Origin of the sequence: Duganella sp. LjRoot269 (genome assembly GCF_964254095.1) — a bacterium.
GTDB lineage: Bacteria > Pseudomonadota > Gammaproteobacteria > Burkholderiales > Burkholderiaceae_D > Rugamonas > Rugamonas hordei.
In genome coordinates this window covers 4,466,854-4,491,242 of sequence record NZ_CAXUSL020000001.1, presented here as the reverse complement: position 1 = coordinate 4,491,242, position 24,389 = coordinate 4,466,854, and the positions used below count along the sequence as shown (strand labels likewise).

The following is a 24,389-nucleotide window of genomic DNA, read 5'->3' as shown; positions in this document are numbered from 1 at the left end:
GAATTGCCATGAAACGCCAAGTTACCATCGCAGTATTGATGTCCACGCTGATACTGACGGCGTGCCAGAAGAAGGACAAGCAGGAGGAGGCACCAGCCGCCGCGCCGGCGCCGGCGGCAGCCCCCGCGCCAGCGCCTGCAGCAGCGGCGCCGGCAGCCGCGGCTCCGACCGCAGAGCAGGAAGAACTGGCCAGGAAACAGGCCTTGCTGGACTACGGCACCATGGAGGACAAGTACCTGAACGATCCGAAGGGGCAGTGGGCCGCGACGGCAAAGGCCAGTTCGACCTTCGGCGACGACAATGGCAGGGAGCCTTCGCCGGTCAATATGGCAAAGAACGCCGCCGGTCCATCGGATGACAACGATTGGAGCAACAACAACCAGGACAAGGGCTTCGACTGGCTGGAGCTGGGCTACGCCAAGCCGGTCAACGCGACCGAGGTCCGCGTCATCGTCCCGGGCGGCGACGGCGTAGAGGCGATCAACAAGGTGGAGTTGCAGGACACGGACGGCAAGTGGAACACCGTATGGTCCGGCATCAGCGACGTGAAGCAGGACCGGCGCGGCAACCGCACCTGGTTCGTGCGGACCTTCGACAAGACCGCCTACAAGGTCAAAGGCGTCAAGATCACCATCGCCAACAATATCCAGCGCGGCTACAAAAAGGTCGATGCGGTGCAGCTGGTCGGCGAATGACCGTGCCGGGGCCGTTAAGGCGGCCCCGGATTTTTTCAGTTCGGCGGCTGGACACCCAGCAGCTCTTCAATGTGGGCCAGTGACGCCTGGTCCTTCACCACAGTGCGCAGCCAGGTGTGCAGGTCCTGTTCGCCGGCCGCCGCCGCCTTGTCGGCGTAGTAGGACGAGGGGCTATGCGGCTCGGTGCGGCGGAAGAACTCCGCCACGGCGCGCAGCAAAGCCACCGCCTGCGCGCGGTTGGCGATGACGCCGGGTGCGGTGGGGGCCTGGACGTATTCGTTGCCTGATTCCGGCATCGGCATGCCGGGCAAAACCACTGGACCGCCCGGCGCGGCAGGCTGCGTGCCGTTCCCGGATACCGCATTGGCCGGCGCCGGCATCGCATGCAGCATCGCCTTCACCGCGTCGCGGGCGGAGGAAAACCCCGGGCTGTCGTTGCCGAGTTTTGCATCGGCCACGCGTTCCAGCTGCTCCAGCGCCTCGACGCAGAAGTGCGCGTCGGCGAGGAAGCTGGCGGCAAATTGCGCCGAGTTGTTGCGCCTGGCCGCTTCAATATCTGCCAGCTTGGGCGCGCGGTTTTGCAGCGCCTCGTCGTTGCTGGCCGCGCGCTTGCGGGCCTGCTCGAAATCGAGGGTGGAATAGTCGCCGTTTTCGGTCAGGCCGATCTCGCGCACCAGCGCCGGCGTGCGGGCCAGTATCCAGCCAAGGTTGCCGACGCGCTGGTCGTTGTCGCCATTCTCGGCTTCCGGATACAAGCCCTGGTCCCAGTATTGATCGCATAGGCCGGCCAGCAGCAGATAGCCTTCGCCCAGTCCGCGCAGCTGGTGGACACGCGCGCCGGCCTCGGTCAGCCAGACGGCCAGCCGCAGGTCCTTGCTGGTATTTTTAAGCAGGTGGGCGCAGCGGTCGACCACCAGCGGCCAGTCAGCCTCTTTCAGTTCGGTGACCCATTCGCCCTGGTCCAGCGACGGATCGTCGAATTTTCGCGCCTGCGCGATGGCGTCCAGTTCCGGGGAAAACGTCAGGTCGGCGCCGGCGGGCTGGGTGTCGTTGATAGGTTGCAGCAGCTCTTGTGCGGAATACATCGTGTCCTCTTGGGTTTATTGCGCCATGCGAAATTCAATGCGGCGGTTGCGCGCGCGGCCTTCGGTGGTGTCGTTGCTGGCGACGGGACGGTCCGGTCCCTGACCGCTGGCGGTCAGCAGGTCGCCGTTGATGCCGTGGCCCGACAGGTAAGCCTTCACCGCCTCGGCGCGCGCCTGGCTCAGGCCCTGGTTGGTGGCGCGCAGGCCGGCGCTGTCGGTGTGGCCGATGATCTCGACCTTGCGGTCCTTGAGCTTGCGCAGCGCGGCCACCATCTCGTCGAGGATGGCGCGGCCGGCTGGCGTCAGCTCCGCCTTGCCGCTTTCGAATTCGACGATGCGGTTGGCCAGTGCGCTATCGAGCACGCCCTGGTCGGCCGCCGATACGCGCAGGCCGTTGTTGACGGTATAGGTCGGATTCAGACTGGTGGCGATATTGCTGGCGATGCGCTGGCGGACGGCCTCGTTGCCCACTTCGCCGCGCAGGCTGACGGTGCTGCCGTCGATCTTCAACTGGCCGCGGCCGATCTGTTTCAGGTCGGCGGTGATCAGCTTTTGCACGTAGTTGTTCCAGTTGGCGGGCGTGGAGACCTTGTCGATGGAGATCTGGTCGACCACCTTGTCGGCGCCGTACACCTCGCGCAGTTTGGCCAGCACCGCCGCCTTGCTGGCTTCATCGGGCAAGGTGCCGCTGGCCAGCACCTGGCCAGGCTGCGGCGCGGCGGCCTGCGCGAACGCGGCGCCGGTGGACAACAGCAGCATGCTGAAAAGGAGAGTGCGCATGATTCAGGTTCCGATAAACGCCGCGCTGACGGATTCCAGCGCGGACTTGAGTGACAGGGAAGGTTGCGACAGATAGGTGGAGAGCTTCTTGACGCCGTAGTCGCTGTCGGCCTGCTCCTCGACCCATTCCAGTTCCTCGAAGGCGATCTGCCGTTCGCGCGCGGCCTGCGGATCCATGATGCCGTGCAGCGTTTGCGGCGACGCACCGCTGAAGCCGACCAGCAGCACCGACTGCTCGCGCAGGCGGGTGAGGAACAGCGCCAGTTCGAAATCGGCGCGCGCCAGGAACGGCGTGATCAGATGCATCCAGAACGCCGCCACCAGGTTGCGGTACATCGGATCCCTCGGCAGCGGCAGCAGCAGGGTTTTGTCCAGGCGGCTGGAACCGCTGGCCAGCACCGGCTGCAGCAGCATGCCCAGGGCCAGCAGCACCTGGCGCGCCGAGCCGCGAAAGCCCGCTTCCGCCAGCAGCATATCGAGTCCGCCCACGGTCTGCAGTTCGAGGAAGTCGTCGAAGCTGGCCTGGTAGGCGGCGCCGCGCAGATCCAGCTCGACCGCCTCGCTGGCCGCCAGCTGCAGCGGCACGGTGGGGTCGCCGGCGTTGACCACGCCGCTGCTCAGCGCCGCCAGCCGCGTCCACAGCCGGTTGAACACCAGCGGCGAAGTCGCGACGAAAGCGGCGGGATCCGCCACCTCGACGCTGCTGGTCATCAGGAAGGGGAATCGGCGCTGCGACTGGTCGCTGCTGGCGACGATGTGGCCGGCGATCGCGTGGCGCCGGCGCGGGCCGACGAAGGCGAAGTGCAGCGGTGCGACGGCGTCGTAGTTGAGTTTCCAGCGCGCGTCTGCGCTCATCAGGTCCATGGCCTGGGCCAGCCAGTCGTCCAGCACCTTGATCAAAGCCGGGCTGTCGCCGCCTTTGACGAAATCGCCGCGTCCGGGCACCTTGCCGAAGTAGCCGATGTTGGCGGTGGTGGCGCCGCGGCTCATGGCTGTGCTCCCGCGGTGCGGATCACGCCGACCGGCGCTGGCGCCGGCGCGGTGGCCGGCGCCGGGACTGGGGCAGATGCGGGTGCTGGCACCGGCGTGGCCGGCGACGGCGCCGATGGCGCCGGCGGAGCCAGTGGCGCCACCGGTGCGGCGGCGGTCAGCGTGTCCGGCAGGCGCAGGCGCTTGAAGCCTGCCGACTGCGGCACCGCAGCCGGTGCCGCTGGCGCCGGCGCTGTGCCGACGATTTTCAGGTTGGCGGTGACGGCCACGCCGGCATTGTCCCAGGTCAGTTCGAATACGCCGTTGTCCTTGCGCTTGCGCTTGGCGGCATCGACCATTTTCTTCAGGCCGAAATGCCCGGTCTCGTTAAACAGCACCACGCTGCGGCCTTCCGGCGTGATGGCGGTGACGCGCGCGCCCGGCACGCCCTGCGGATTCGGCCAGACCATGTGCACCCAAGGCTGCGGCTGGCCGCGCCAGCGCAGCGCCTGGCCGTCGATCTCGATGGTGAACTCGGTGGCGCTGACGCCGCCCAGCGCCTGAAGGTCGAAGTTGGTCTGCGCTTCGCCGCCGCTCGATGCGGCCGCGTTGGCGACGCCGTTGGCGGCCAGCGGCGCTATCCAGCCGGGGAAGCTGGCCACCACCGGCGGCGCCAGGTTGATGCCCATGTTGGCCCAGGTCTTGGCGCTGAGCGTGTCGCCGCGCCGTACCACCAGCGGCCCGATGGTGGTGTTGAAAAACTTGGCGATGGCGCCGTCCGGCCCGAACACCACGGCGATTTCGGCGTTGCTCGCTTCGGCGCGCGATTCGGTGGCGAACGGGTACTTGAGCGCCAGCGTCTGGCGGAACGGCTGCACGACCTGCGCCGCCCACACCTTGTTGATCTCGGCCTCGGTGGGCTGCACGATGACGGCAAAGGTTTGCATCAGCGGACGCACCAGCAGCGGACGGATCGCGGTTTTCTGCGCATCGGTCATCCCGGTCAGCATCTGCTCGTCGACGTATTTGAGGGCGTCGGCCAGTTCCGAGCCGCTGCCGTCCAGCGTCTGCTGCATCAGCTGCTTGGCGCCTGGTCCGGGGTCGCCCTGGTTCTTGATCTGGTTGAAGCGCCCGCGCAGCTTGGACAACTGCTCCATGTAGCCGCGCATCAGCGACGCATCCTTGTCCTTGGCCACCACCATGCGCGCCACGCCGGAGAACTCGCGGCCCACGGGACCGAGCGGCAGGGCGGCGTTCTGCACGTTGCCGGTGTTGTTGAGGTTGACGTTGAGCTGCGACGGCTTCTGGCGCAGGATGGTCTCCTTGAACCAGCCGGCCACGCCGCGTTGCGCGCGTTGCAGGCCTGCGTCCAGCAGCGACGGGTTGTCCCACGAGGTCTGCTCGTAGACGGTGTTCATCAGCTTGTTCATGGGCGAGGTTTGCGGATCGCCCAGGCGGTTCATGGCGCCGGCGGCCTGGTCGAAGTTGTTCAGGTCCTTGATCGTGACGCCCTGGACGAACTTCTGCCATTCGCGGGCATAGTCGTTCTTGTACAGCTCCACCAGCGATTTCTGGATTTGTTCCGGGCTGCCTTCGAGCGTCAGGTCGTCGCGGGACGAGGTTTTCAGCACCCAGTCGGCGCTTTGCAGTTCGCGGTTGGCCGCCTCGCGGAAGGCGTCCTGCACGAAGCCCTGCCAGGCCTGGCGGGTAAAGCTGCCCGGCACGGCGTAGCTGCCCAGGACCAGTTCCTTGTCCTGTTCGCCGACGATGGAGGCCACCGTCACCGCCGGGAAGCGGGTGGCGGCGCGGGCCTTGACGTCGGCGTAGACGCGTTCGCGCGCCGGCATGCCGCGCACCACGCGGCGCAGGTTGTCGCGGGTCTGGTCGACCAGCGCCAGGCGGGTGTCGATCTTCGGCCACGACGTATCGTTGATTTGCGACAGATAGAACGAGATCATGCGCTCGGCGCTGCGTATCATCTGCTCGCGCGACATGCTGCCGCGATTGGTGTCCAGCCACACGCGCCAGAAACGCGTCAGCTGGTCGTTCAGGTGGCCGGCTTCGGCGCGCGATTTATCGCCCAGCATCAGGTAGGTCTTCAGCGCATTGTAGGCGTCTTCCGCGTTGGCCGGGGAGGCGTCCTTGAACTGCTGCGCGCCGCTGTTGATGGCGGCGGCCGCCTCGGCCTGGGTGGCGTTGGGTGGCGCCGAGTTGCCGGAGCTGCCGGCTACCGTCACCGGCTTGTTCATCGGCTGCAGCTGGGCCGCGCCGCTGTTGACTTCCGCGAGGAAGGCTTCCAGCGACTGGCCGACCGGCTTGAGCATGATCTCGCGCACGCCGTTGAAGTATTCCTCGCGCAGCTTGCGGTCGAGCAGCGTGCCCTGGTACAGGCCCAGGCTGAGCGACAGCGGCCGGCTTTCCTCATGCTTGTCCAGCTGTTCGATGCGGTCCTGCAGGATCTCCAGCGCGGTGAAGCGCGATTGCAGGTCCATGGATTTTTCCTGCACCTTGATGGCCTGGTCCAGGTCCGCCTGCACATTGGCCACCAGCTGGCGGTTGTTCATGTACGACCAGCTCCAGCCGGCCAGCGCCAGGCCGGCCAGCGCGGTGGCGCCGAAGAAGGCGGCGTAGCGCACGCGGATCTTGGCCGGACTGGCGTATTGCGCCACCAGGTCCTTGTCGGCGAAGATCACGCGGCGGAACAGGTTGAGCAGGAAGTAGCCTTGCTGCTGGTGCGTCGCTTCCTGGTCGGCCGGCTTCAGTTGCAGGTCGAAGCGCTGCGCCACGCGCTGCGACGAGGCGGACACCGACTCGCCTTCCTGCAGGGCGCTGGTGAAGTAGAAGCCGCGGAACACGGGCTTGAACTGGAACGGGTTTTCCTCGAACAGCGTGGCGATGAAGGTGCGCAGCGGCGCCTTGATCGAATTGAACTCCAGCGGGAAGGTGAACACGCCGGGCGGCATGCGTTCGCGCCACTGCAAGGCCATGTTGGCGGCGCTCTGGTCTTTCAGGCCTTCGTACAATTCCTCGAAGCGGGCGTCGAATTGGTCCAGCACCTGCTCGCTGCTGGTGTTGCGGCTGTAGGGCAGGGTGGCGCCCCATACTTTGTCGCGTTCACCGCGTTCGCTGTCCTGGAAGAATTCGTTGAAGCCTGTGATCAGGTCGGCCTTGGTGAACACCACATACACCGGCGCATGCACCGCCAGCCGTTCGGTCAGTTCCTGCACGCGCTGGCGCAGGTTCTTGGCCAGATTGATGGCGAATTCCGGACGGTTGCGCGTCAGCTCGGCCACGCTGACGGCGATGATGATGCCGTTGATCGGCGCCTTCTTGCGATATTTTTTCAGCAGGTCGAGGAAGCCGAACCACTCGCCGCGGTCTTCGTCGACCACCGAGTAGCGGCCCGCCGTGTCGAGCAGGATGCCGTCGGTGGTGAAGAACCAGTCGCAGTTGCGGGTGCCGCCCACGCCCTGGACGATTTTGCTGTCGGCGAAGGGGAACTGCAGGCCGGAGCTGGCGATGGCCGTGCTCTTGCCGGCTGCCGGGTTACCGATCACCATATACCAGGGCAGCTCGTACAGCGCGGCGTTGCCGGAGGTCTGGCCCAGCTTGGAGTTCTTGATGGTGCTGATCGCATCGAGCATGCGGGTGCGCAGCGCTTCGGTTTCCTGGCGTTGCGCCGGATCGGCCTTGGTGGGCTTGGCCGCCTGCTGCTCCAGCATGTCGCCCAGTTTGCCGGCGGCGCGCTCGCTCTTGCGGCGTCGCCAGTACCAGACGGCGGCACCGAAGGCCAGTGCCACGGCCAGCACGATCCACGGCAGGGCGGTGGGCCATTGCAGCAGCGCGGCGGCGATGAACAGCAGCGCGGCAAAGGCCAGCCAGCCGATGATGATCAGCGTGCGGCGTTGGGTCAGGAATAGCCAGAATTTTTGCATCATGATAGGACTCGGTTGCTGTGAGTGGTCACGCCGCCAACGCTGGGCGCAACAGCGCGGCGTAGCGGCGATAGGGATCTTCGTTGCTGATGCAGAGGACGGGCGCGGCGCGGTCGCGCACCTCGGCGTCGGCCACGGCCAGCGCGGTCAGCCAGGTGACGGCGCCGCAGCTGCCGCAACTGGCGCCGATGCCGATGACGTCGGCGCCGGGATCGAGCTGCGGCGTGGCCGTGGTCACGACCTGCATCAATTCCGTCACGCGGCTGGTGCGGTGGCCGGTATCGGCGGCGACCAGTGCGACGGTGGCCGCGTCGGCCTGGCTGTCGTGCAGCACTTGCGCGGTGATGTCGGCCAGGCTGGTGTCGGTGTCGCGTTTGACGTCGTCGGCGGAAGCGCTGCGGCGGCTGGTGCCGACCGCCTGCAGCAGGCTGCCGCCGACGTTGCCGCCGGTGCCGCCGTCGATCGGGGCGGACGCCGCGTCGGCCAGCAGCAAGCCTGCCGCGCCTTCGCCGGGGATCAGGCCCTGCGGGTGGGCCGACGTGAACAGCGCGTTCTGGCTCGACAGGCGGTTGACGCCGTCCTCGCTCAGGTGCGAACCGGCGGCGATGACGATCGCCAGGCAGGGATGGCGGGCATCGCCGCAGCGTGCCAGCAGGGCTGCCAGCATCTGGCCGGCGTCGTCGCTGTCCTGGGCTTCCGGCGCCAGCAGCTGTTGCGGCCAGCCGGCCTGCGTCGTCAGGTAACGCAGCCATTGCTGCGCGAGGTGGCGCTGCTCCGGCTTCCATTCGAGCGGCCACATTGTCAACAACTGAAGGACGGGCGGAGCGGCTGCCGGTACCGCGTCGGGCGGCAGCAATCCTTGCTGGCGCTTCTGCTGTTGGTCCTGCCATGGCGCCAGCAACTGGTGACCGCAAGCTTGCGCGGCCAGTTCGCCTGTCACTGCGCTGGCGGCGGCCAGCGCGCGCCATTGGCCTGCATCGAAGCGCGGATCGCCCAGCCGGTGCAAGTTGCGCCATTCGTTCAATTCGTCGCGCAGCGCGGCGTCGTCGGCATTTGGCAGACGCGCGCTCATGATCGGGTAGCCGTCGTCGTCATACAGTTCGCGATCCAACCCGGGCCTGGCGCGGTTGCCGGCCAGCGCAGCGCGCAGTTCGTCGACCGAATCGCCGTGCGGTGCGCGCAGCGCGGTCGCGGCGATGGATAACGCGGGTGCCAGCGGCGGCGGGGCGGGCGTGTCCGACGCGGCCGAAGCCGATGCCGCGCCTGCGGCCGCAGCCGATCCAGCCGCAGCGGGCATGCTGACGCGGGCCCAGGCCTTGCGGCCCAGCCACCACGCGGCCAGCAACGCCAGCGGCAAGACCAGCATGTAGAGCGCCAGTTCGCTGGTGGCCGGCATGCGGTTGGTCTCGCGCCAGTACCAGATCGCGCCGCTCCAGCTGCCGCCGAAGGCGACGCCGGTCAGGGCGAGGTTGCGCAACACGGTCATCGCTTACACCTGGTCCAGTGTCGCTTGCTGGGCGGCGATCAGCGTCGCGCCGCAGGAGGTCTTGTCGCCGTGGCGCGCGACCGGCTTGCCGTCGACCAGCATGCTCGGATCGCCGCTGCTGATGGTGCCGTTGCCGTGGCGCGGGCAGGTGATCTTGTCGCCCACGCGGGCGATGCCCTTGCCGCCGCTGTCGCTCATCTGCGATGCCTCGACCACGGTGCCGTTGTGGGATGTTTTGTCGCCTAATACGATGACTGGTCCTGCCATGCTGCTCTCCTATTTTTTCATCACGCCGGGCTGGCGCAGTTCCGTGTGCCCGAAATCCATCATCTTCCAGCGGCCGCCCCAGGTCAGGCCCAGCGACTCGGCCACTTCGCCGTACAGCTGGTAGCCGCGCATGGCCCATGGGTCGCGTTCCGAGATTACCAGCCTGCCGTCGCGCAGGAACGCGCAGTCGGCGGCCAGGCCGTATTGGTGCCAGCTCTGGAAGGCGGCGGCGTTGGTGACGCTGCCGCCCATCGCTGCCAGCGTGTCCTGGCGCTCGGGGCTGCGGTAGCCTTCCAGCAGCGCCATGTCGTAGCCGTATTTCTCCTTCATGATGCGGAACGCCATCAGCAGGCGCTGCGCATACGCGCTATCGAGCAAGGCCCAGTCGCGACTGGCCGAGACCAGCATGGGCCGCGCCAGTTGTACCTCGGCGGTGCTGAACACGAGCGGCGGCAAGGCCGGCGGCGGCACCAGCTGCTCGCCTTCCAGCAGGCCGGCCACCTGCGGATTGATCTCGCGGGTGGGGGCGTCGAAACCGTTCAGCGCCGGTTTGCCCGCCAACAGCAAGGCCAGCATCGGCGGCACGGACAGCAGCGCCAAGCCACCCAGGCACAGCACGTAATGCTCGGCGAAGAAATCCCGCAGGCCGTGCGCCGAGGCGCGCCCCGTTTGCGTCCACGCGCCCAGATCCTGCCGGCGGCGCCGCGCCAGCCGGCCCAGGCCCTGCTGCAGGCGCGCGCCGGCGCCGGCCAGCGCGGCGATGACAAATTCGCGCCCGGACGGGAACAACACCATCCAGCTGATGAGGCAAGCCAGCACAAAATAAAGGGATACAGCCAGTAAAAACACGTCGTCCTCGATGCGCCGCCCGGCGCCAATATTAGTGTCTAAAAAGCATTGCTCTGGAGTATATATTAGAGTTATGACAATCCTGCGCACGATTGAAAAGCCTGTTTGCTATCCGTGCGTCACGTTTTTCTTGAATGTCGTAAAGTAATATGAAATTTACAAGGGAGCTTATTTTGCAACGTGATGATGAACGCCCGTCGCCCAGTGGCCGCCCCAGTTTGCTGTCCGAGGCGCAGCAGCCCGACAGCGGTCGCGGCGGCATATTGCATGGCCTGGAAGGCAAGCGTCCGGCGGCGGCCGCGCCATCGGGGAAACGGAGAGGCGGCAGGATGGAGCTCGCCGCGGCTGGCGCGGCGCTGGTTGCGCTGGCGGTGATGATAGGCGTGGCGGTGTGGATGAACAGCGATGACGAACCGGCGACGCCGCCTTCCGCCGCAGTCCCCGTTGCGCCGGCGATTGCCGAAGTCAGCGCGCCCGCCCCGGCGGCGCCGGTGGCGACCATCGTCGAGGATACCGCCGCCGTCAGCCCGCCGGCCGACAACACGCGGTCGCTGAAGGACTTGCTGAACGACACGCCGGCCACGCACGACCATGACGAGCTCAGCGCCGCGCTGGAGCGGCCGCACGCAACACCTGCGCCTGTACCGGCCAAGGTCAAGCTGGCCGAGCACAAAAAAGCCGAGAAGCCCAGGAAGCCGGTGCAAGTGGCCAAGAAGGCCGACGGTAGCGGCAAGCCCAAGCCTGCCGCCCAGGACAGCGACGTCACGCTGCTGGCCGCGCTGATGGCGCATGTTCAGTCAGGCAATCCCGGCAAGGCGCCATCGACGCCGGCTTACCAGCTCAAGCAATGCAGGCTGATGAACGAGGCCGGCGCCGCGCAATGCCGTGAACACTTGTGCTCGACCACCGCCCGCAAAGAGCCTGAATGTAAGGCGCAGCCGGCAACCGTCAAGACCGCTGCCGAATCATGAGCGTGGCGTTGATTGAGCGGATCACCGCGGCGCTGGCGCAGTTCTCCAGCGCCACCCGTTTGTACGAGCTGACGCTGGCGCAGGACGACAACGCCGAACTCGGCGCCGGCGGTCTGCTGGTCGAAGCGTTTGCCGCCGACGACGGCGTGCAGGACGCCGGCGCGCGCGACGTCATCGTGCTGTCGACCAACGCGCTGATCGACCTGGCGCCGCTGCTGGGGCAACAGGCCAGCCTCGCCGTCAGCCTGGCCGACGGCAGCCGCACGCAATTTCACGGCGAGATCACGCAGGCCGCCATGCTGGGCAGCGAAGGCGGCCTGGCGCGCTATCGGCTGCGGCTGACGCCGTGGCTGTGGCGGCTGAGCCAGGTGCGCAACAGCCGCGTATGGCAGGACAAGACGGTGATCGAGATCGTCGACGCCGTGTTCGAGGGCTACGCGCCGCTGGCGCAGTGGCGCTGGAGCGAAGAGACCGAACCCTTCATGGCCGACGCGGTGGCGCGCAGCTACTGCTGCCAGTACCGCGAATCGGACCTGGACTTCGTGCGGCGCCTGCTGATCGAAGAAGGTCTGGCCTGGCGCTTCGAACAGCTCGACGACGGCGTCGGCGTGGTGCTGTTCGCCGACAGCAGCCAGGCCAGCGCCACGCCGGAGGACGCCAGCAGCGCGGCCGGCGGCGGCATCCGCTTTCACGGCGTGCGCGCCGGCGAGGCATCGGACACCATCCAGGCGCTGCAGGCGCGGCGCCGCGTGACGGCATCGCTGACGACCCTGCTCAGCTACGACTACAAGGCCAAGCAGGCCGTGTCCGCCAGTACGCCGTCGCAGCTCGTTTCCGGCAAGCTGCCGGCGCTGGAAAGCTATGACGTGCCGGGTCAGTACGCCTACGCCAACGGCGCCCAGGCGCAGCGCTACGCCGACATGCAGATGCAGGGCCGGGAGGCCGCAGCCCAGTTGTGGCGCGGGCGCTCCACGGTGCGCACGCTGGCGGCCGGCACCCGTTTCAACCTGACGCAGGGACCGCTGCAATCGAGCTCGGACGCCGTGCCGGCCTATGTGGTGCTGCGCGTGCGCAGCGTGGGCGTCAACAACCTGCCGTCGCCGGCGCAGCAGGCGCTGGCCGAGTTGTTCGGGCCGATACCGGAACTGCTGCAAGAGATAGCCCTGGACCTCCCGGACGATTACGCACTGACCATCGCGCAAGCGCGTGAGACCGGCTACGCCAACAGCTTCGAGGCGGTGGCTGCCAACGCGGTCTGGCGGCCGCAGCTGCCGGGCAGCGACGGCCGCAGCCATCCGAAGCCGACCGCACGCGGCGCGCAGAGCGCCATCGTGGTCGGCGCCGACGGGCTGGCGCAGCCGTCGGGCGCCGACGAGCTATATTGCGACAAGCTGGGACGGGTGCGCATCCGCTACCACTGGCAGGACAATGCCGATGCCACCTGCTGGGTGCGCGTGGCGCAGCGCTCGGCCGGCGGTGGCATGGGCAGCCAGTTCCTGCCGCGCATCGGACAGGAAGTGCTGGTGCAGTTCATCGAGAACGATATCGACCGCCCGATCATCATCGGCGCGCTGTACAACGGCCAGGGCGAGGGCGGTGTGACGCCGACGCCGGGCGCGCAAAGCGCCGGCGCCGACCAGGCGGAGCGCTTCCAGCCGGCGGCCGACCATGCTCCATCGGGACAGGGCAACCTGGCAGGCGGCAACAGTCCCTTGTGGCACGGCGCCTCGGCCGACAGCGCCGGCCACCGCAACGCCGCCGCGCAGTGGGGCGTGCGCAGCAAGGAATTCGGCGGGGCCGGCTACAACCAGCTGCTGTTCGACGACACCGACGCGCAGGGGCGGGTGCAGCTGCGGTCCACGCACGCGGCCAGCGAATTATCGCTGGGCCACCTGATCCACAGCGCCGACAACTATCGCGGCAGCCTGCGCGGGCAGGGCGCCGAACTGCGCACCGATGCTTACGGCGCGGTGCGCGGCGGCGCCGGCCTGCTGATCAGCAGTTACAAGATCAATCACAGCGCCGACGTGCGCGACCCGGCCGGCGACAACGCGGCCGGCATCGCGCTGCTCAAGCAGGCGGTCAAGCTGGGCGAGACGTTCAGCGAGGCGGCCAGGACGCATCAGACGGTGGCGCTGGCCGGCCACGTCGGGGCGGCCAAGGCCGGTGCCAGCACGCTCGACGACAAGGCCGCGCCGCTCAAGGCGATGCTGACGGCCGTGTCCGGCATGGTCGGCAACGCCAGTATTGATGCGGCCAGGGCCGACGCCGGCGACAAGAAAACCGCGCCGGGCGACGACCAGCTGCCGCACGCCAGTTCGCCGATCATCGCCATCAGCGGTAAGAGCGGCATCGGCGTCACGGCAGGACAGGCGGTGCAGCTGGCCAACGGCGAGACGATCACGCTGATGAGCGGCAACGACAGCCAGTTCGTCACCGGTGGCCAGATGCGGGCGCACAGCGGCCAGGCGATCGGTGTGCTGGGCGGCGCGGTGAAGGCGGGCGATGGCGGCCTCGGCCTGCAACTGATCGCGGCCCAGGACGCCATCGACATCCAGGCGCAGGCCGACGAGTTGAAAGTGCAGGCGCGCGACGAGATCAGCATCGTCAGCGCCAATGCCGAGGTGGACTGGGCTGCGGCCAAGAGCATCAGCTTGTCGACGGCGGGCGGGGCGAATATCACCATTGAAGGTGGCAATATCACGGTGCAATGCCCTGGTAAATTGACCGTCCATGCTGGCAAGAAGGCGTTTGCCGGCCCAGCGAGCATGAACTCTGAGATGCCAGTTTTGCAGCGTGGGACTCTGGCGTTTGATGAAAAATTCCAATTGCTTGATCCATCAGGCGATCCCGTCAAGAACATGCGGTATGCGATCATGAAAGAAGATGGTGCGCGTATTGAAGGCGTCACTGATGGCGAAGGTCGAATCCCATTGCAGCAAGGATTCCGGCCGGAGAATATTCAGATCGTGATTTTAGGTATGTTGAAATAAGGATTGATCATGTCGTACGTGCCACCCGATAAAGAGCGTGCTCAGCAAGCCCAGCCTGGCACAAATGGCAAACCTACTTTTGACTGGCAACTAACCGGTACTAGCTTGCTGGACACAGTGAAATTGACCTTGCCGCCCATGGTCTCTTTGCCTGTCGTGTTCGTGCCTGGCATTATGGGTAGCAATTTGGCAGATCAGGACGGAGAGCCGGTCTGGCTTCTCAATAGCACAAAGGGGCAACCTATTGGTTTGGCTTGGCGTTGGGCGAGCAAAGGGCCTGGCGCGCGTCAGCAAGTGCTCCATCCGCAGCGGACCCAAGTCTATAGCGATGGAAGTGTTCCAAAAAAAATGGCGGGCATGGTGAGCCGGCGTGAAACCTATAAAGATCGCGGTTGGGGCGAAGTTGGCGAAACCAGTTATCACGAATTTCTGCTCTGGCTTGAAGATAAAATGAATGGGCAAGGATTTAACCCTGCCAAGTGGGATGATTTCTTTTATACCTCCGTCAGTGCCGCGCCTGCGCCAGGCGCACGCCCTCCTGAGCCCAAGCTGTATCCCGGCATTGCCATGGAGATGAACGGTTTGCCCAGGATGGCAGAAGAAGGTCATGTGACAGCGCCCGTGATGTCGGACGATTTGCTAAAGCGTGCAAAATGCAGGTTCCCGGTATATGCGTGTGGATACAATTGGCTTGCGTCCAATGAGGTGGCGGGAGCAAGGCTCAAAGCTCGCATAGAAACCATCATAGCGGAGAACAATAGCGGAGCGTTTAAATGTCAGCAGGTAATTTTGGTGACGCATTCTATGGGAGGGCTGGTAGCTCGCTTTTGCTCGCAATTGCCCGGCATGCAGGAAAAGATCGCCGGCATCGTACATGGTGTCATGCCCGCAGTAGGCGCTGCAGTTGCGTATCGACGATGCAAAGTGGGCATGCGCGACGAGGATTTTGGCGCGGCTCTGGTGATCGGCTCAACGGGACAAGAAGTGACTGCAGTATTTGCTCAGGCGCCGGGCGCGCTGCAATTGCTGCCGGCAAATGGGTATCGTCCACGTTGGCTGTCAGTATCAGATGCTCAAGGCAAGAATCTAGTCAATCTGCCTGCCGGCGATCCGTATGAGGAAATTTATCTGGTTAAGGACCGTTGGTGGGGATTGGTACGCGAGGAATGGCTGTCACCGACCAATGGAACACCGATCGATTGGAATGAGTTCAGCAAGAACGTCAAACGTGCAAAGGATTTTCATAGCAAAATCTCCGGCCACTATCACCCGCATACGTTTGTATATTACGGCGCAAGTGGCGGCCCGCAGGCCAGTTTTGAAACGATCAAGTGGAGCATGCGCAAAGGACTGCAGCCTGAAAAAGGGATGCGGCCAACAGAGCAAGAGATCTCCAGCTATACCCATCAGATGGTGCGGGAACAAGGGAGGAATGAGATTTTTGTTGGGGGAGAAACCAAGGTGCAGTCAACTTATGGCCCAGGTGGTGGTGGCGTGACCAGCTACGAAACCAGTTTTTGGGAGATTCAATCTGCTATGCAGGACGGAAATGGCGACGGCACCGTGCCGGCCAGCTCTGGTATGGCGCCACGCCGCGATGGAGGTACTAATATTCAACAGCAGTTTCGTCTGCAGGGATTCTCACATGAGCCGTCGTTCAAAGATCCAACTGCGCAGCGTGTGACCCACTATGCAATTACCAAAATAGCCGCAATGGCCAAACTATGAGAATTTTTGCTTGTTCTGTCCTGGTATTGATTGCTGCAGGATGTGATGGAAAAAAGACCGACGACCTAGCCCATTCGAAAATGAACCCAGTCATGAAAACACAGTGTATCGGCCGGAATCTTGTTGATCTGCCCGACGGATATGCGTTGAAAACCGGCGCGAGCGCCATGTTCACGCCAATACAGGATGCCGTGGAAAGCGCCAAGATTGATCTCCGTGTCACGCCGGTTACCGACATGGCGGCGTTTGTTGCTCAGGTCAAGGCGCGTCATGCTGAACTGGCCGCCGCCGGTTCTGGAGAGACAGACCGGCTTACACTGGCGCGGGAAATCTCCGATGGAGGTATGTTATATCGGGTCAGGGAGATCGATGATGCATATCAAAGCGAAATTCATTGGCTCTTACGTGACCAATATTTAGTTGCAACCATTCATTCTTATAAAAACCAAATGAATGAAGCGGAGGAGCTGCTATATTCTTTAATGAAAAATATCGCGTACCAAGGTGAGCCCGCAGCTGCTTCGAAAGCGTTTTGTTTCAGCCGCGTGGCGGTTGGTGGCAACTATCGCGCGGAATCCGCGAGTTTGCGTTTCAAGAATGCTCTAAGGCCCGATATCTCGTTTTCTATCGATGTGGATACCTTCAGACGGGACGATACTGAAACATTGCTGCAACGTGTAGGCGGTCCCAATTCCCTCTTGAGAAAGTTCAAGGCGAAAGAGTCGGTGCTGCGCAAGGGGGAATTGGAAGTGGCGGGAATGCGAGCACAAGAGTGGGGGGCGTCAATTATGCTTGGCGAGGACGAGGACGAGAAAAAACTTGGCCTGACGCTGGAAACCATGCGCCCAGTTCCCTCTCTGTCTGCACCCAAGATTCATTTGGAAATGGACGTGAGTGGCAGCAGCGCGCACGACGAGAAAGGAGCGCTTTTACTGTGGGACAGCGTCGTAAGAACTATACGCCAGCATCCGCACTAGCTCGGCTCTTAGCTGGAGAGTTTACATTCAAGGTTGTGGAATGAAAAAAACCCGCCGGGCTGCACAGCCGGGCGGGGAGCGGAAGGAAGGCGGGGGCGATCAGTGCGCGTGGCGGGTCAGCGGCTGCAGGTCGGGATCGGTCACGGTCGAGCCGGGATTGTTCAGCTCCTTGTGCAGCGTGTCGTGATTCAGTTCTTTTTCCCAGTGCGACACCACCACCGACGCCACGCCGTTGCCGATGAAGTTGGTCAGCGCGCGGCATTCGCTCATGAAGCGGTCGATGCCCAGGATCAGCGCCATGCCGGCCACCGGGATGGTCGGCACCACGGCCAGGGTCGCGGCCAGCGTGATGAAGCCGGCGCCGGTGATGCCGGACGCGCCCTTCGAGGTCAGCATGGCGACGCCGAGGATGGTCAGTTCCTGCGTCAAGGTCAGGTCGGTGTTGGTGGCCTGCGCCACGAACAGCGCGGCCATCGTCATGTAGATGTTGGTGCCGTCCAGGTTGAACGAGTAGCCGGTCGGGACCACCAGGCCCACCACCGATTTGGAGCAGCCCAGGCGCTCCAGCTTGGTCATCAGCGAAGGCAGCGCGCTTTCGGACGAGCTGGTGCCCAGCACGATCAGCAGTTCTTCCTTGATGTAGCCGATGAACTTGAAGATCGAGAAGCCGGTCAGGCGCGCCACGGAGCCCAGCACCACCACCACGAACAGGCCGCAGGTTAGGTAGAAGCAGCCCATCAGCGTGGCCAGCGGTTTGAGCGAGGCGATGCCGTATTTGCCGATGGTGAAGGCCATCGCGCCGAACGCGCCCAGCGGAGCGACTTTCATGACGATGGCGACCACGCCGAAGATGGCGGACGACAGCTCGTCGATGAGCTTGGTGACAGGCTTGCCGCGATCGCCCAGCAGCGACAGCGAGAAGCCAAACAGGATGGCGATCAGCAGCACTTGCAGGATGTCGCCCTTGGCGAAGGCGTCGACCACGGTGTTCGGGATGATGTTCATCACGAAGTCGATGGTGGACTGGTGCTTGGCTTTCTCGGTGAACTCGGCGATGGCCTTGGTGTCGAGCGTGGCCGGGTCGGCGTTGAAGCCGGCGCCCGGGCGCACGATGTTGGCGACGAACAGGCCGATCACCAGCGCGAAGGTGGAGATCACCTCGAAGTACAGCAGGGCCTTGCCGCCGACGCGGCCGATTTTCTTGATGTCCTGCATGCCGGCGATGCCGGAGACGACGGTACAGAAAATCACCGGCGCGATGATCATCTTGATCAGCTTGATGAAGCCATCGCCCAGCGGTTTCATGGCGACCGCATCGGATGGGTAGAAAGTACCCAGCAGGATGCCGCAGGCGATGGCGAACAGCACCTGTACGTATAGAATTTTATAAAACGGCTTTTTCACGGGATCTCCTCGCGTTCTTGTGAGGAGTTCATCATCCGTCAAAATAAGAGACATCACCATTGTGGTTAACCGCATTCATCGCGGTGATATCTCTTATGGAAGTTGCTACAAACCGGGCTCAGCGAGGCGTGGCGCCGAAGGCAGTGCGCCTGCACGGCGAGGTGCCACAACGAAGCTGGGGCCGGTTTTTAGCGACTTCCTTATTGTGCTACCCAGCCGCCGTCCATATTCCAGGCGACGCCGCGCACCTGCTTGGCCGCGTCGGAGCACAGGAATACCGCCAGCGCGCCCAGTTCCTCCGGCGTGACGAACTCGCCGGACGGCTGCTTGTCGGCCAGCAGCGCCTTTTTGGCGGCTTCATTGCTGATGCCATCCTTCTCGGCGCGCGCGTCCACCTGTTTCTGCACCAGCGGCGTCAGCACGAAGCCGGGGCAGATGGCGTTGACCGTCACGCCAGTGGTGGCCGTTTCCAGCGCGTTGGTCTTGGTCAGGCCGACCAGGCCGTGCTTGGCCGCCACATAGGCCGACTTGCCGGCCGACGCCACCAGGCCGTGGGCGGACGCGATGTTGATGATGCGGCCCCAGTTGTTGGCGCGCATGCGCGGCAACACCAGGCGCGACGTGTGGAAGGCCGACGTCAGGTTGATGGCGATGATGGCATCCCATTTCTCGACCGGGAAATCCTCGACATTGGCCACGTGCTGGATGCCGGCGTTGTTGACCAGGATGTCGACGCCGCCGAACTTCTCGCCGGCGTAGGCGATCATGGCTTCGATTTCCACCGGCTTGGTCATGTCGGCGTTGTGATAGCCGGCCTTGACGCCGAATTCCCGGGCCATATCCTGTTGCAGCTGTTCGATTTCGGCGGCGTCGCCGAAGCCGTTCAGCAGCACGTTGGCGCCTTCGGCCGCCAGCGTGCGTGCGATGCCCAGGCCGATGCCCGAAGTCGAGCCGGTTACCAGCGCTGTCTTGCCGCTCAAAGTCTTGTTTGTCATGGAGTCCTCTGCAGGGTTGGAGAATAAAATGGGGCTGCGCTACACTTCGGTAGGATTTTAAGTGCAACGCCCGGTAAAATGGTGATTCTGAACATCATTACATAAAAACTATCAAGGAAGCCGCATGTTCGAAGCGAAAATAAAGTCTGTTCAATGCCTGTCGCTGGCCGGTTTGCATCGCATGTCGTACAAGGAATGGGGCGACGCGGCCAATCCCAATGTGCTGGTCTGCGTGCACGGCGTGACGCGTGTGGGCGACGATTTCGACGCCATGGCGCGCGCGCTGGCCGGCGACTACCGCGTGATCTGTCCGGACATCGTCGGCCGCGGCCGCTCCGACTGGCTGAAAAACCCGCAGCTGTACCGCATTCCGCAGTATGTCAGCGATATCGTAACCCTGCTGGCGCGCGTGCTGCCAGAGGGCGAAAGGCAGAGCGTCGACTGGTTCGGCACCTCGATGGGCGGCCTGATCGGCCTCGGCCTGGCGTCGCTGCCGGGCAATCCGGTGCGCAAACTGGTGCTCAACGACATCGGCCCGGTGCTGGCGCCGGTCGCCATGCAGCGCATCGGCGACTACATCGGCCAGGACCTGCGCTTCGACACCTTTGAGGACGGCGCCAAATTCATCCGCGACGTGTCGCTGTCCTTCGGCCAGCACACCGAGGCGGAATGGCATAAACTGTGCAGCGATGTCCTGCGCCAGGACAAAGACGGTCATTGGGTGCGTCATTACGATATGGGATTGGCCACGCCATTCCGCTCGGCGACGCCGGAATCGGCCGATGCCGACCAGGCGATGCTGTGGGCGGCCTACGATGCGATCAAGTGCCCGACCTTGCTGGTGCGCGGCGCCGATTCCGACCTGCTGTCGCCGGAAACGGCGGCCGAGATGACGCGGCGCGGCCCGCAAGCCAGGCTGGTGGAGATTCCGAACGTCGGCCATGCGCCGACCTTCATCCACGAGGACCAGATCGCGATCGCCAGGAAATTCCTGTTGGGCTAACAATAAAAGAACGGTAAAGAAGAGAAGTATGGAAATCAAACGACTGCATGTAGGCAAACGCTTGTCCGAAGTGGCAATTCACAATGGCACCGTGTATCTGGCGGGCCAGATCGCCGAGGAAACGTCCGCCGACATCAAGGGGCAGACCCGCGAAGTGCTGGGCCATGTCGACCGCCTGCTGGCCGAATCGGGTAGCGACAAGACCTGCATCCTCAGCTGCCAGATCTACATCAAGGACATGGCCGACTTCGAAGGCATGAACGAGGAGTGGGACATCTGGGTGCCGAGCGGCCACACGCCGCCGCGCGCCACGGTGGAATCCAGGCTGGCCAATCCGGACGTGCTGGTCGAGATCGTTATCGTCGCTGCGCAGCGCTAGGGGCATCATGGTTTCCATCACCGCACTGACAAGCGCCGCATCGGAGCAGCTGGTCCAGGGATTGTCGCCCGACGACAGCGCGCGCATGCTGGCGGCGCTGGACTTCGCCAGCACCAGCTACGCCGACAAGACCAGCGCCGGCGGCCAGTCGGCATTTGACTTCTCGGTCGGCGTGGCCGGCACGCTGGCCTTCATGCGCACCGACGTCGAGACCCGCATCGCCGGCCTGATGTTCGAGCTGACCTTGCTGGACACCGCGCAGGCGGCCATCATCGAGCCGCGCTTCGGCCAGGAGGTCGGCGACCTGGTGGCCGGCGTGCGCCAGCTGATCCGCCTGCGCGAGCTGACGCAGACGCAGGGCCCGCAAGGCGCCGTCGCGCGCGGCCGCAACGCCGCGCAGCAGGCGGTGGCGCAAGTGGAAACCTTGCGCAAGATGCTGCTGGCGATGGCCTCCGACATGCGCGTGGTGCTGGTGCGGCTGGCCTCGTGCGTGACGACCCTGCGCTACTTCGCCGACATCAAGCTGTTCAACGACATGACCTGCGCCTACGGCCGCGAGACGCTGGACCTGTACGCGCCGCTGGCCAACCGGCTGGGGATCTGGCAGCTGAAGTGGGAGCTGGAGGACTTGTCGTTCCGCTTCATCGAGCCGGAGGCGTACAAGCGCATCGCCAAGATGCTGGAAGAAAAGCGCATGATGCGCGAAGGCTTCGTCACCAGCGCGATCGCGCGGCTGCAGTCGGAGATGGCCTCGGCCGGCATCCAGGCCGAGGTGTTCGGCCGGCCCAAGCACATCTACTCCATCTGGAGCAAGATGAAGGGCAAGGAGCTGGACTTCACCGACCTGTACGATGTGCGCGCCTTCCGCGTGATCGTGGCCGACGTCAAGACCTGCTACACGGTGCTGGGCGTGGTGCACAACATCTGGACGCCGATCCCGAAGGAATTCGACGACTACATCTCGCGGCCGAAATCGAACGGCTACCAGTCGCTGCACACGGTGGTGACGGCGGAAGACGGCCGGCCGCTGGAGGTGCAGATCCGCACGCAGGAAATGCACAGCTTTGCCGAGTACGGCGTGGCGGCGCACTGGCGCTACAAGGAGGAGGGCGGCTCCAACTTCGCCGGCCAGAAGTACGACGAGAAGATCGCCTGGCTGCGCCAACTGCTGGCGTGGAAGACCGACGTCGCCGACGCCGTGGTCGGGCAGGAAGACCAGCAGCGCGAATGGGTGGAAAAGCTCAAGGCCGCGGCGCTGGACGACCGCATCTTCGTGCTGACGCCTCAGGCGCGCGTGCTGGAATTGCCGGTCGGCGCTACGCCGGTGGACTTTGCCTACCACCTGCACAGCGATGTCGGTCACCGCTGCCGTGGTGCGCGGGTGGACGGCGTCATGGTGCCGCTGAACACGCCGCTGAAAAACGGCCAGACCTGCGAGATCATCACCGCCAAGGGCGCGCCCGGCACGGCCGGTCCGTCGCGCGACTGGCTCAGCGACGAATACACGGTGGCCACGCGCACGCGCTCCAAGATCCGCGCCTGGTTCCATGCGATCGACATGCAGGAAACGCTGTCGCACGGCCGTGCGATGGTGGAAAAGTCATTGCAGCGCGAAGGCAAGACTGCGGTCAACCTGGAGGCGCTGGCCAACAAGCTGGGCTTCGCCAAGGTTGACGACCTGTTCCTGTCGGTGGGCAAGGATGAGTTCAGCCTGCGCCACGTCGAGCAGGCGCTGCACGACACGGGCGAGCCGGCCGAACCGGAAGACGCGGTGGTGCTGGGCAAGAGCAAGGCGTCCAGCGTGGACCAGGGCGCCAAGTCGGGCGTGCTGGTGGTCGGCACGGACGGCCTGATGACGCAGCTGGCCAAGTGCTGCAAGCCGGCCCCGCCGGATGGCATCGTCGGTTTCGTCACGCGCGGCAAGGGCGTGTCGATCCACCGCGCCACGTGCAAGAACTTCGCCGAGATGCGCGCCAAGGCGCCGGAGCGGGTGATCGTGACGGAGTGGGGGCGGGCCGTATCGGACACGGTCTACCCGGTCGACATCTTCATCCTGGCGGGCGACCGCCAGGGGCTGCTGCGCGATATTTCCGAGATCTTCTCGCGCGAGAAGATCAACGTCATCGGCGTCAACACGCAAAGCGCGAAGGGCTATGCGCGCATGACCTTCACGGCAGAAATCGGCGCCACCGCGCAACTGCAAAAAGCGCTGAACGCCATCGCGGAAGTGACCGGCGTGCAGGAGGCCCGCCGGGCCTGATTGCTTCAGCGCGGCTGCATCGCTTCCGCCACTTGCGCGGCGATGGCTTCGGCCAGCAAATGCACGTGGTAGCCGTCGACGAAGCCGTGGTGGGCCAGCACCGACATATTCATCTCCAGCTTGCCGTCAGCGCGCGGATCGCTGAAGCGTCCCCACGCCAGCGATGGGATGTCGTAGCTCTTGTGGTGGTAGATAGGATGTTCGATCGCCACCAGTTTCAACCACGGCGTGCAGGTGATGTGGATGTTGCGCTTCTTGTCGAGCGGACTCAGTGCTTCGGTAGTGTTGATCAGCACGTCGCTGGCCTCGGCGATCCTTTTCGCCGCCACGCTGCGGGCGACGAATTCGTGCAAGTCCGGCGACATCGAGAAGCGTGCGAAGTTCAGGTTCTTGTCCTGGTTAAGCACCGTGTACGAGGCCATGAAATCGTCGATCTTGATGACCTCGCCATCCAGGATGCGGTACATGAAGTTGTCGATTCCCTTTAATGCATGCAGCACGCAGTACAGGAAGAAGTGGAACGGCGCCAGCTTGTGTTCCTTGCAGTAGGGCCGGAAGTCCGGCACGGTCAGTTCGAAACTCAGGTTGACCAGCGGGTTTTCAAATGAGGCAAAGGCATTGTATCGGTCGCGGCGTTTTTCGAAATTATGCATCGTGAGTGACTTCTGCTTGTAGGGTAATGTGGTCGATGCCATGCTTTTCCAGCAGCATGGTTTTGATGGCATGCAGGATATCGGGCCAGCGCGCGAGGTCGGTGATTTCGACGTGGCCGATCAGGGCCGGCTGGCCCGGCGACATGTCCCAGACGTGCAGGTCATGCACCGAACGAACGCCTGCCACTTGCTCCAGGTCCGCGCCCACCTTCAGGTAATCGATCTGATCCGGCACGCCCTCCATCAGGAAGTGGTATGACTCGCGCAGCACGTCGACGGTGGATTTCAATATCAGCAGCGCGACAAACAGCGACAGCAGCGGGTCGATCTGCATCCAGCCGGTGTAATAGATGACGGCGCCTGCGATCAGCGCGGCCACCGAACCCAGCAAGTCGCCGATGACGTTGACCAGCGCGGCACGGGTATTCATATTGCTGTCGCCGCGCGAAAGAATGTAGGCCAGCACTACGTTGATGAGCAGCCCGATCAAGGCCACCACGAACACGGTGCCGCCTTGCACTTCCTGAGGCTGAGAGAAGCGGTGCACCGCTTCATAAACAATCCAGCCCACCAGCAACAGCAGCGCCAGGCTGTTGACGAAGGCCGCCAGCGCCTCGGCGCGGCCGAAGCCGAACGAGTGGCGCGCCGACGGCGGCCGCTTGGCGATCAGTTGCGCCAGCAGGGCCAGGCCCAGCGCGGCGGCGTCGGTGACCATGTGGCCGGCGTCGGAAATCAGCGCCAGCGAGTTGGACATGAAGCCGGTCACCACCTCCACCACGGCAAATCCCAGCGTCAGCGCCAGCGACCACGCCAGCACCGACTGGCTGCGCTGCTCGTTAAAATGGACGTGCTTGGCGTCGCCGTCGCGGTGCTCGTGCAGGTGGGCGGAAGGCGAGGGCGGTAGTTCTACGCCAGTGTTGGCGCGGGTTTCGGCTTGCATGGGCTTCTTGTTCGAGTGGG

19 protein-coding genes are annotated in these 24,389 nt (G+C 64.4%); 8 read left to right on the top strand and 11 right to left on the bottom strand.

The features are described 5' to 3' along the window. The first annotated feature begins 8 nt into the window (after window positions 1-8). Window positions 9-695: a hypothetical protein gene (locus ACSQ3S_RS20090; RefSeq protein ID WP_353403816.1), complete on the top strand. Its 687-nt coding sequence runs from the start codon at window positions 9-11 to the stop codon at window positions 693-695. Between the two features lie 35 nt (window positions 696-730). Here ACSQ3S_RS20090 and tssA read toward each other — a convergent pair whose 3' ends face one another. Genes tssA through ACSQ3S_RS20055 form a run of 7 tightly spaced genes read right to left on the bottom strand, consistent with a single transcriptional unit; the run spans window position 731 to window position 10,066 of the window. Then, entirely contained in the window at window positions 731-1,780 is a 1,050-nt protein-coding gene (gene tssA / locus ACSQ3S_RS20085) for a type VI secretion system protein TssA (RefSeq protein WP_436143543.1), read from the bottom strand. Window positions 1,781-1,795: 15 nt separating this feature from the next. Continuing rightward, window positions 1,796-2,560: an OmpA family protein gene (locus ACSQ3S_RS20080; RefSeq protein WP_176651177.1), complete on the bottom strand. Its 765-nt coding sequence runs from the start codon at window positions 2,558-2,560 to the stop codon at window positions 1,796-1,798. A gap of 3 nt (window positions 2,561-2,563) precedes the next feature. Next, the gene (gene tagF / locus ACSQ3S_RS20075) at window positions 2,564-3,550 is read right to left on the bottom strand and encodes a type VI secretion system-associated protein TagF (protein WP_176651176.1); all 987 of its coding nucleotides are present in this window, start codon (window positions 3,548-3,550) and stop codon (window positions 2,564-2,566) included. Further along, window positions 3,547-7,464 (bottom strand): type VI secretion system membrane subunit TssM, encoded by a 3,918-nt coding sequence (tssM, locus tag ACSQ3S_RS20070; RefSeq protein WP_436145056.1) that lies wholly within the window; start codon window positions 7,462-7,464, stop codon window positions 3,547-3,549. Before tssM ends, tagF begins: the two co-directional genes overlap by 4 nt. Window positions 7,465-7,492: 28 nt before the next feature. After that, complete coding sequence (locus ACSQ3S_RS20065; RefSeq protein ID WP_436143542.1) at window positions 7,493-8,950, bottom strand: hypothetical protein; 1,458 nt, start codon at window positions 8,948-8,950, stop codon at window positions 7,493-7,495. Between the two features lie 3 nt (window positions 8,951-8,953). Beyond that, window positions 8,954-9,217: a PAAR domain-containing protein gene (locus tag ACSQ3S_RS20060; RefSeq protein WP_176651174.1), complete on the bottom strand. Its 264-nt coding sequence runs from the start codon at window positions 9,215-9,217 to the stop codon at window positions 8,954-8,956. Window positions 9,218-9,226: 9 nt separating this feature from the next. Next, the gene (locus tag ACSQ3S_RS20055) at window positions 9,227-10,066 is read right to left on the bottom strand and encodes a M15 family metallopeptidase (protein ID WP_353403820.1); all 840 of its coding nucleotides are present in this window, start codon (window positions 10,064-10,066) and stop codon (window positions 9,227-9,229) included. Between the two features lie 173 nt (window positions 10,067-10,239). On the opposite strand from ACSQ3S_RS20055, the gene ACSQ3S_RS20050 reads away from it, so the two are divergent. From ACSQ3S_RS20050 to ACSQ3S_RS20035, 4 genes are read left to right on the top strand one after another with little or no spacing between them, the layout of a single operon-like run. After that, window positions 10,240-11,037 carry a hypothetical protein gene (locus ACSQ3S_RS20050; protein WP_436143541.1) on the top strand — a complete coding sequence of 266 codons (798 nt, stop codon included), beginning with the start codon at window positions 10,240-10,242 and terminating at the stop codon, window positions 11,035-11,037. Further along, the gene (locus ACSQ3S_RS20045) at window positions 11,034-14,030 is read left to right on the top strand and encodes a type VI secretion system Vgr family protein (protein ID WP_436143540.1); all 2,997 of its coding nucleotides are present in this window, start codon (window positions 11,034-11,036) and stop codon (window positions 14,028-14,030) included. The genes ACSQ3S_RS20050 and ACSQ3S_RS20045 overlap by 4 nt, the downstream gene beginning before the upstream one ends. A 9-nt stretch (window positions 14,031-14,039) precedes the next feature. Further along, window positions 14,040-15,758, top strand: a complete 1,719-nt coding sequence (locus tag ACSQ3S_RS20040; RefSeq protein ID WP_436143539.1) for an esterase/lipase family protein — start codon at window positions 14,040-14,042, stop codon at window positions 15,756-15,758. Next, entirely contained in the window at window positions 15,755-16,735 is a 981-nt protein-coding gene (locus ACSQ3S_RS20035; protein WP_353404447.1) for a T6SS immunity protein Tli4 family protein, read from the top strand. The genes ACSQ3S_RS20040 and ACSQ3S_RS20035 overlap by 4 nt, the downstream gene beginning before the upstream one ends. Before the next feature lie 99 nt (window positions 16,736-16,834). Here the strand turns inward: ACSQ3S_RS20035 and ACSQ3S_RS20030 are convergent, their stop codons facing one another. Together ACSQ3S_RS20030 and ACSQ3S_RS20025 are read right to left on the bottom strand one after the other, a co-directional pair. After that, a complete protein-coding gene (locus ACSQ3S_RS20030) occupies window positions 16,835-18,193 on the bottom strand; it encodes a dicarboxylate/amino acid:cation symporter (protein ID WP_436143538.1) in 1,359 nt (452 codons plus the stop codon). 146 nt (window positions 18,194-18,339) lie between these two features. Then, window positions 18,340-19,134 carry a 3-hydroxybutyrate dehydrogenase gene (locus ACSQ3S_RS20025; RefSeq protein WP_436143537.1) on the bottom strand — a complete coding sequence of 265 codons (795 nt, stop codon included), beginning with the start codon at window positions 19,132-19,134 and terminating at the stop codon, window positions 18,340-18,342. Window positions 19,135-19,258: 124 nt separating this feature from the next. On the opposite strand from ACSQ3S_RS20025, the gene ACSQ3S_RS20020 reads away from it, so the two are divergent. From ACSQ3S_RS20020 to ACSQ3S_RS20010, 3 genes are read left to right on the top strand one after another with little or no spacing between them, the layout of a single operon-like run. Then, complete coding sequence (locus tag ACSQ3S_RS20020) at window positions 19,259-20,137, top strand: alpha/beta fold hydrolase (RefSeq protein WP_436143536.1); 879 nt, start codon at window positions 19,259-19,261, stop codon at window positions 20,135-20,137. Window positions 20,138-20,165: 28 nt separating this feature from the next. Beyond that, window positions 20,166-20,516: a RidA family protein gene (locus ACSQ3S_RS20015; RefSeq protein WP_353404451.1), complete on the top strand. Its 351-nt coding sequence runs from the start codon at window positions 20,166-20,168 to the stop codon at window positions 20,514-20,516. 7 nt (window positions 20,517-20,523) lie between these two features. Continuing rightward, window positions 20,524-22,776 (top strand): RelA/SpoT family protein, encoded by a 2,253-nt coding sequence (locus tag ACSQ3S_RS20010; RefSeq protein WP_176651166.1) that lies wholly within the window; start codon window positions 20,524-20,526, stop codon window positions 22,774-22,776. Between the two features lie 5 nt (window positions 22,777-22,781). On the opposite strand, the gene ACSQ3S_RS20005 is transcribed toward ACSQ3S_RS20010, so the two are convergent. Next, entirely contained in the window at window positions 22,782-23,429 is a 648-nt protein-coding gene (locus ACSQ3S_RS20005) for a CatA-like O-acetyltransferase (RefSeq protein WP_436143535.1), read from the bottom strand. Continuing rightward, complete coding sequence (locus ACSQ3S_RS20000) at window positions 23,422-24,369, bottom strand: cation diffusion facilitator family transporter (RefSeq protein WP_353404453.1); 948 nt, start codon at window positions 24,367-24,369, stop codon at window positions 23,422-23,424. Before ACSQ3S_RS20000 ends, ACSQ3S_RS20005 begins: the two co-directional genes overlap by 8 nt. Window positions 24,370-24,389: the final 20 nt, after the last annotated feature.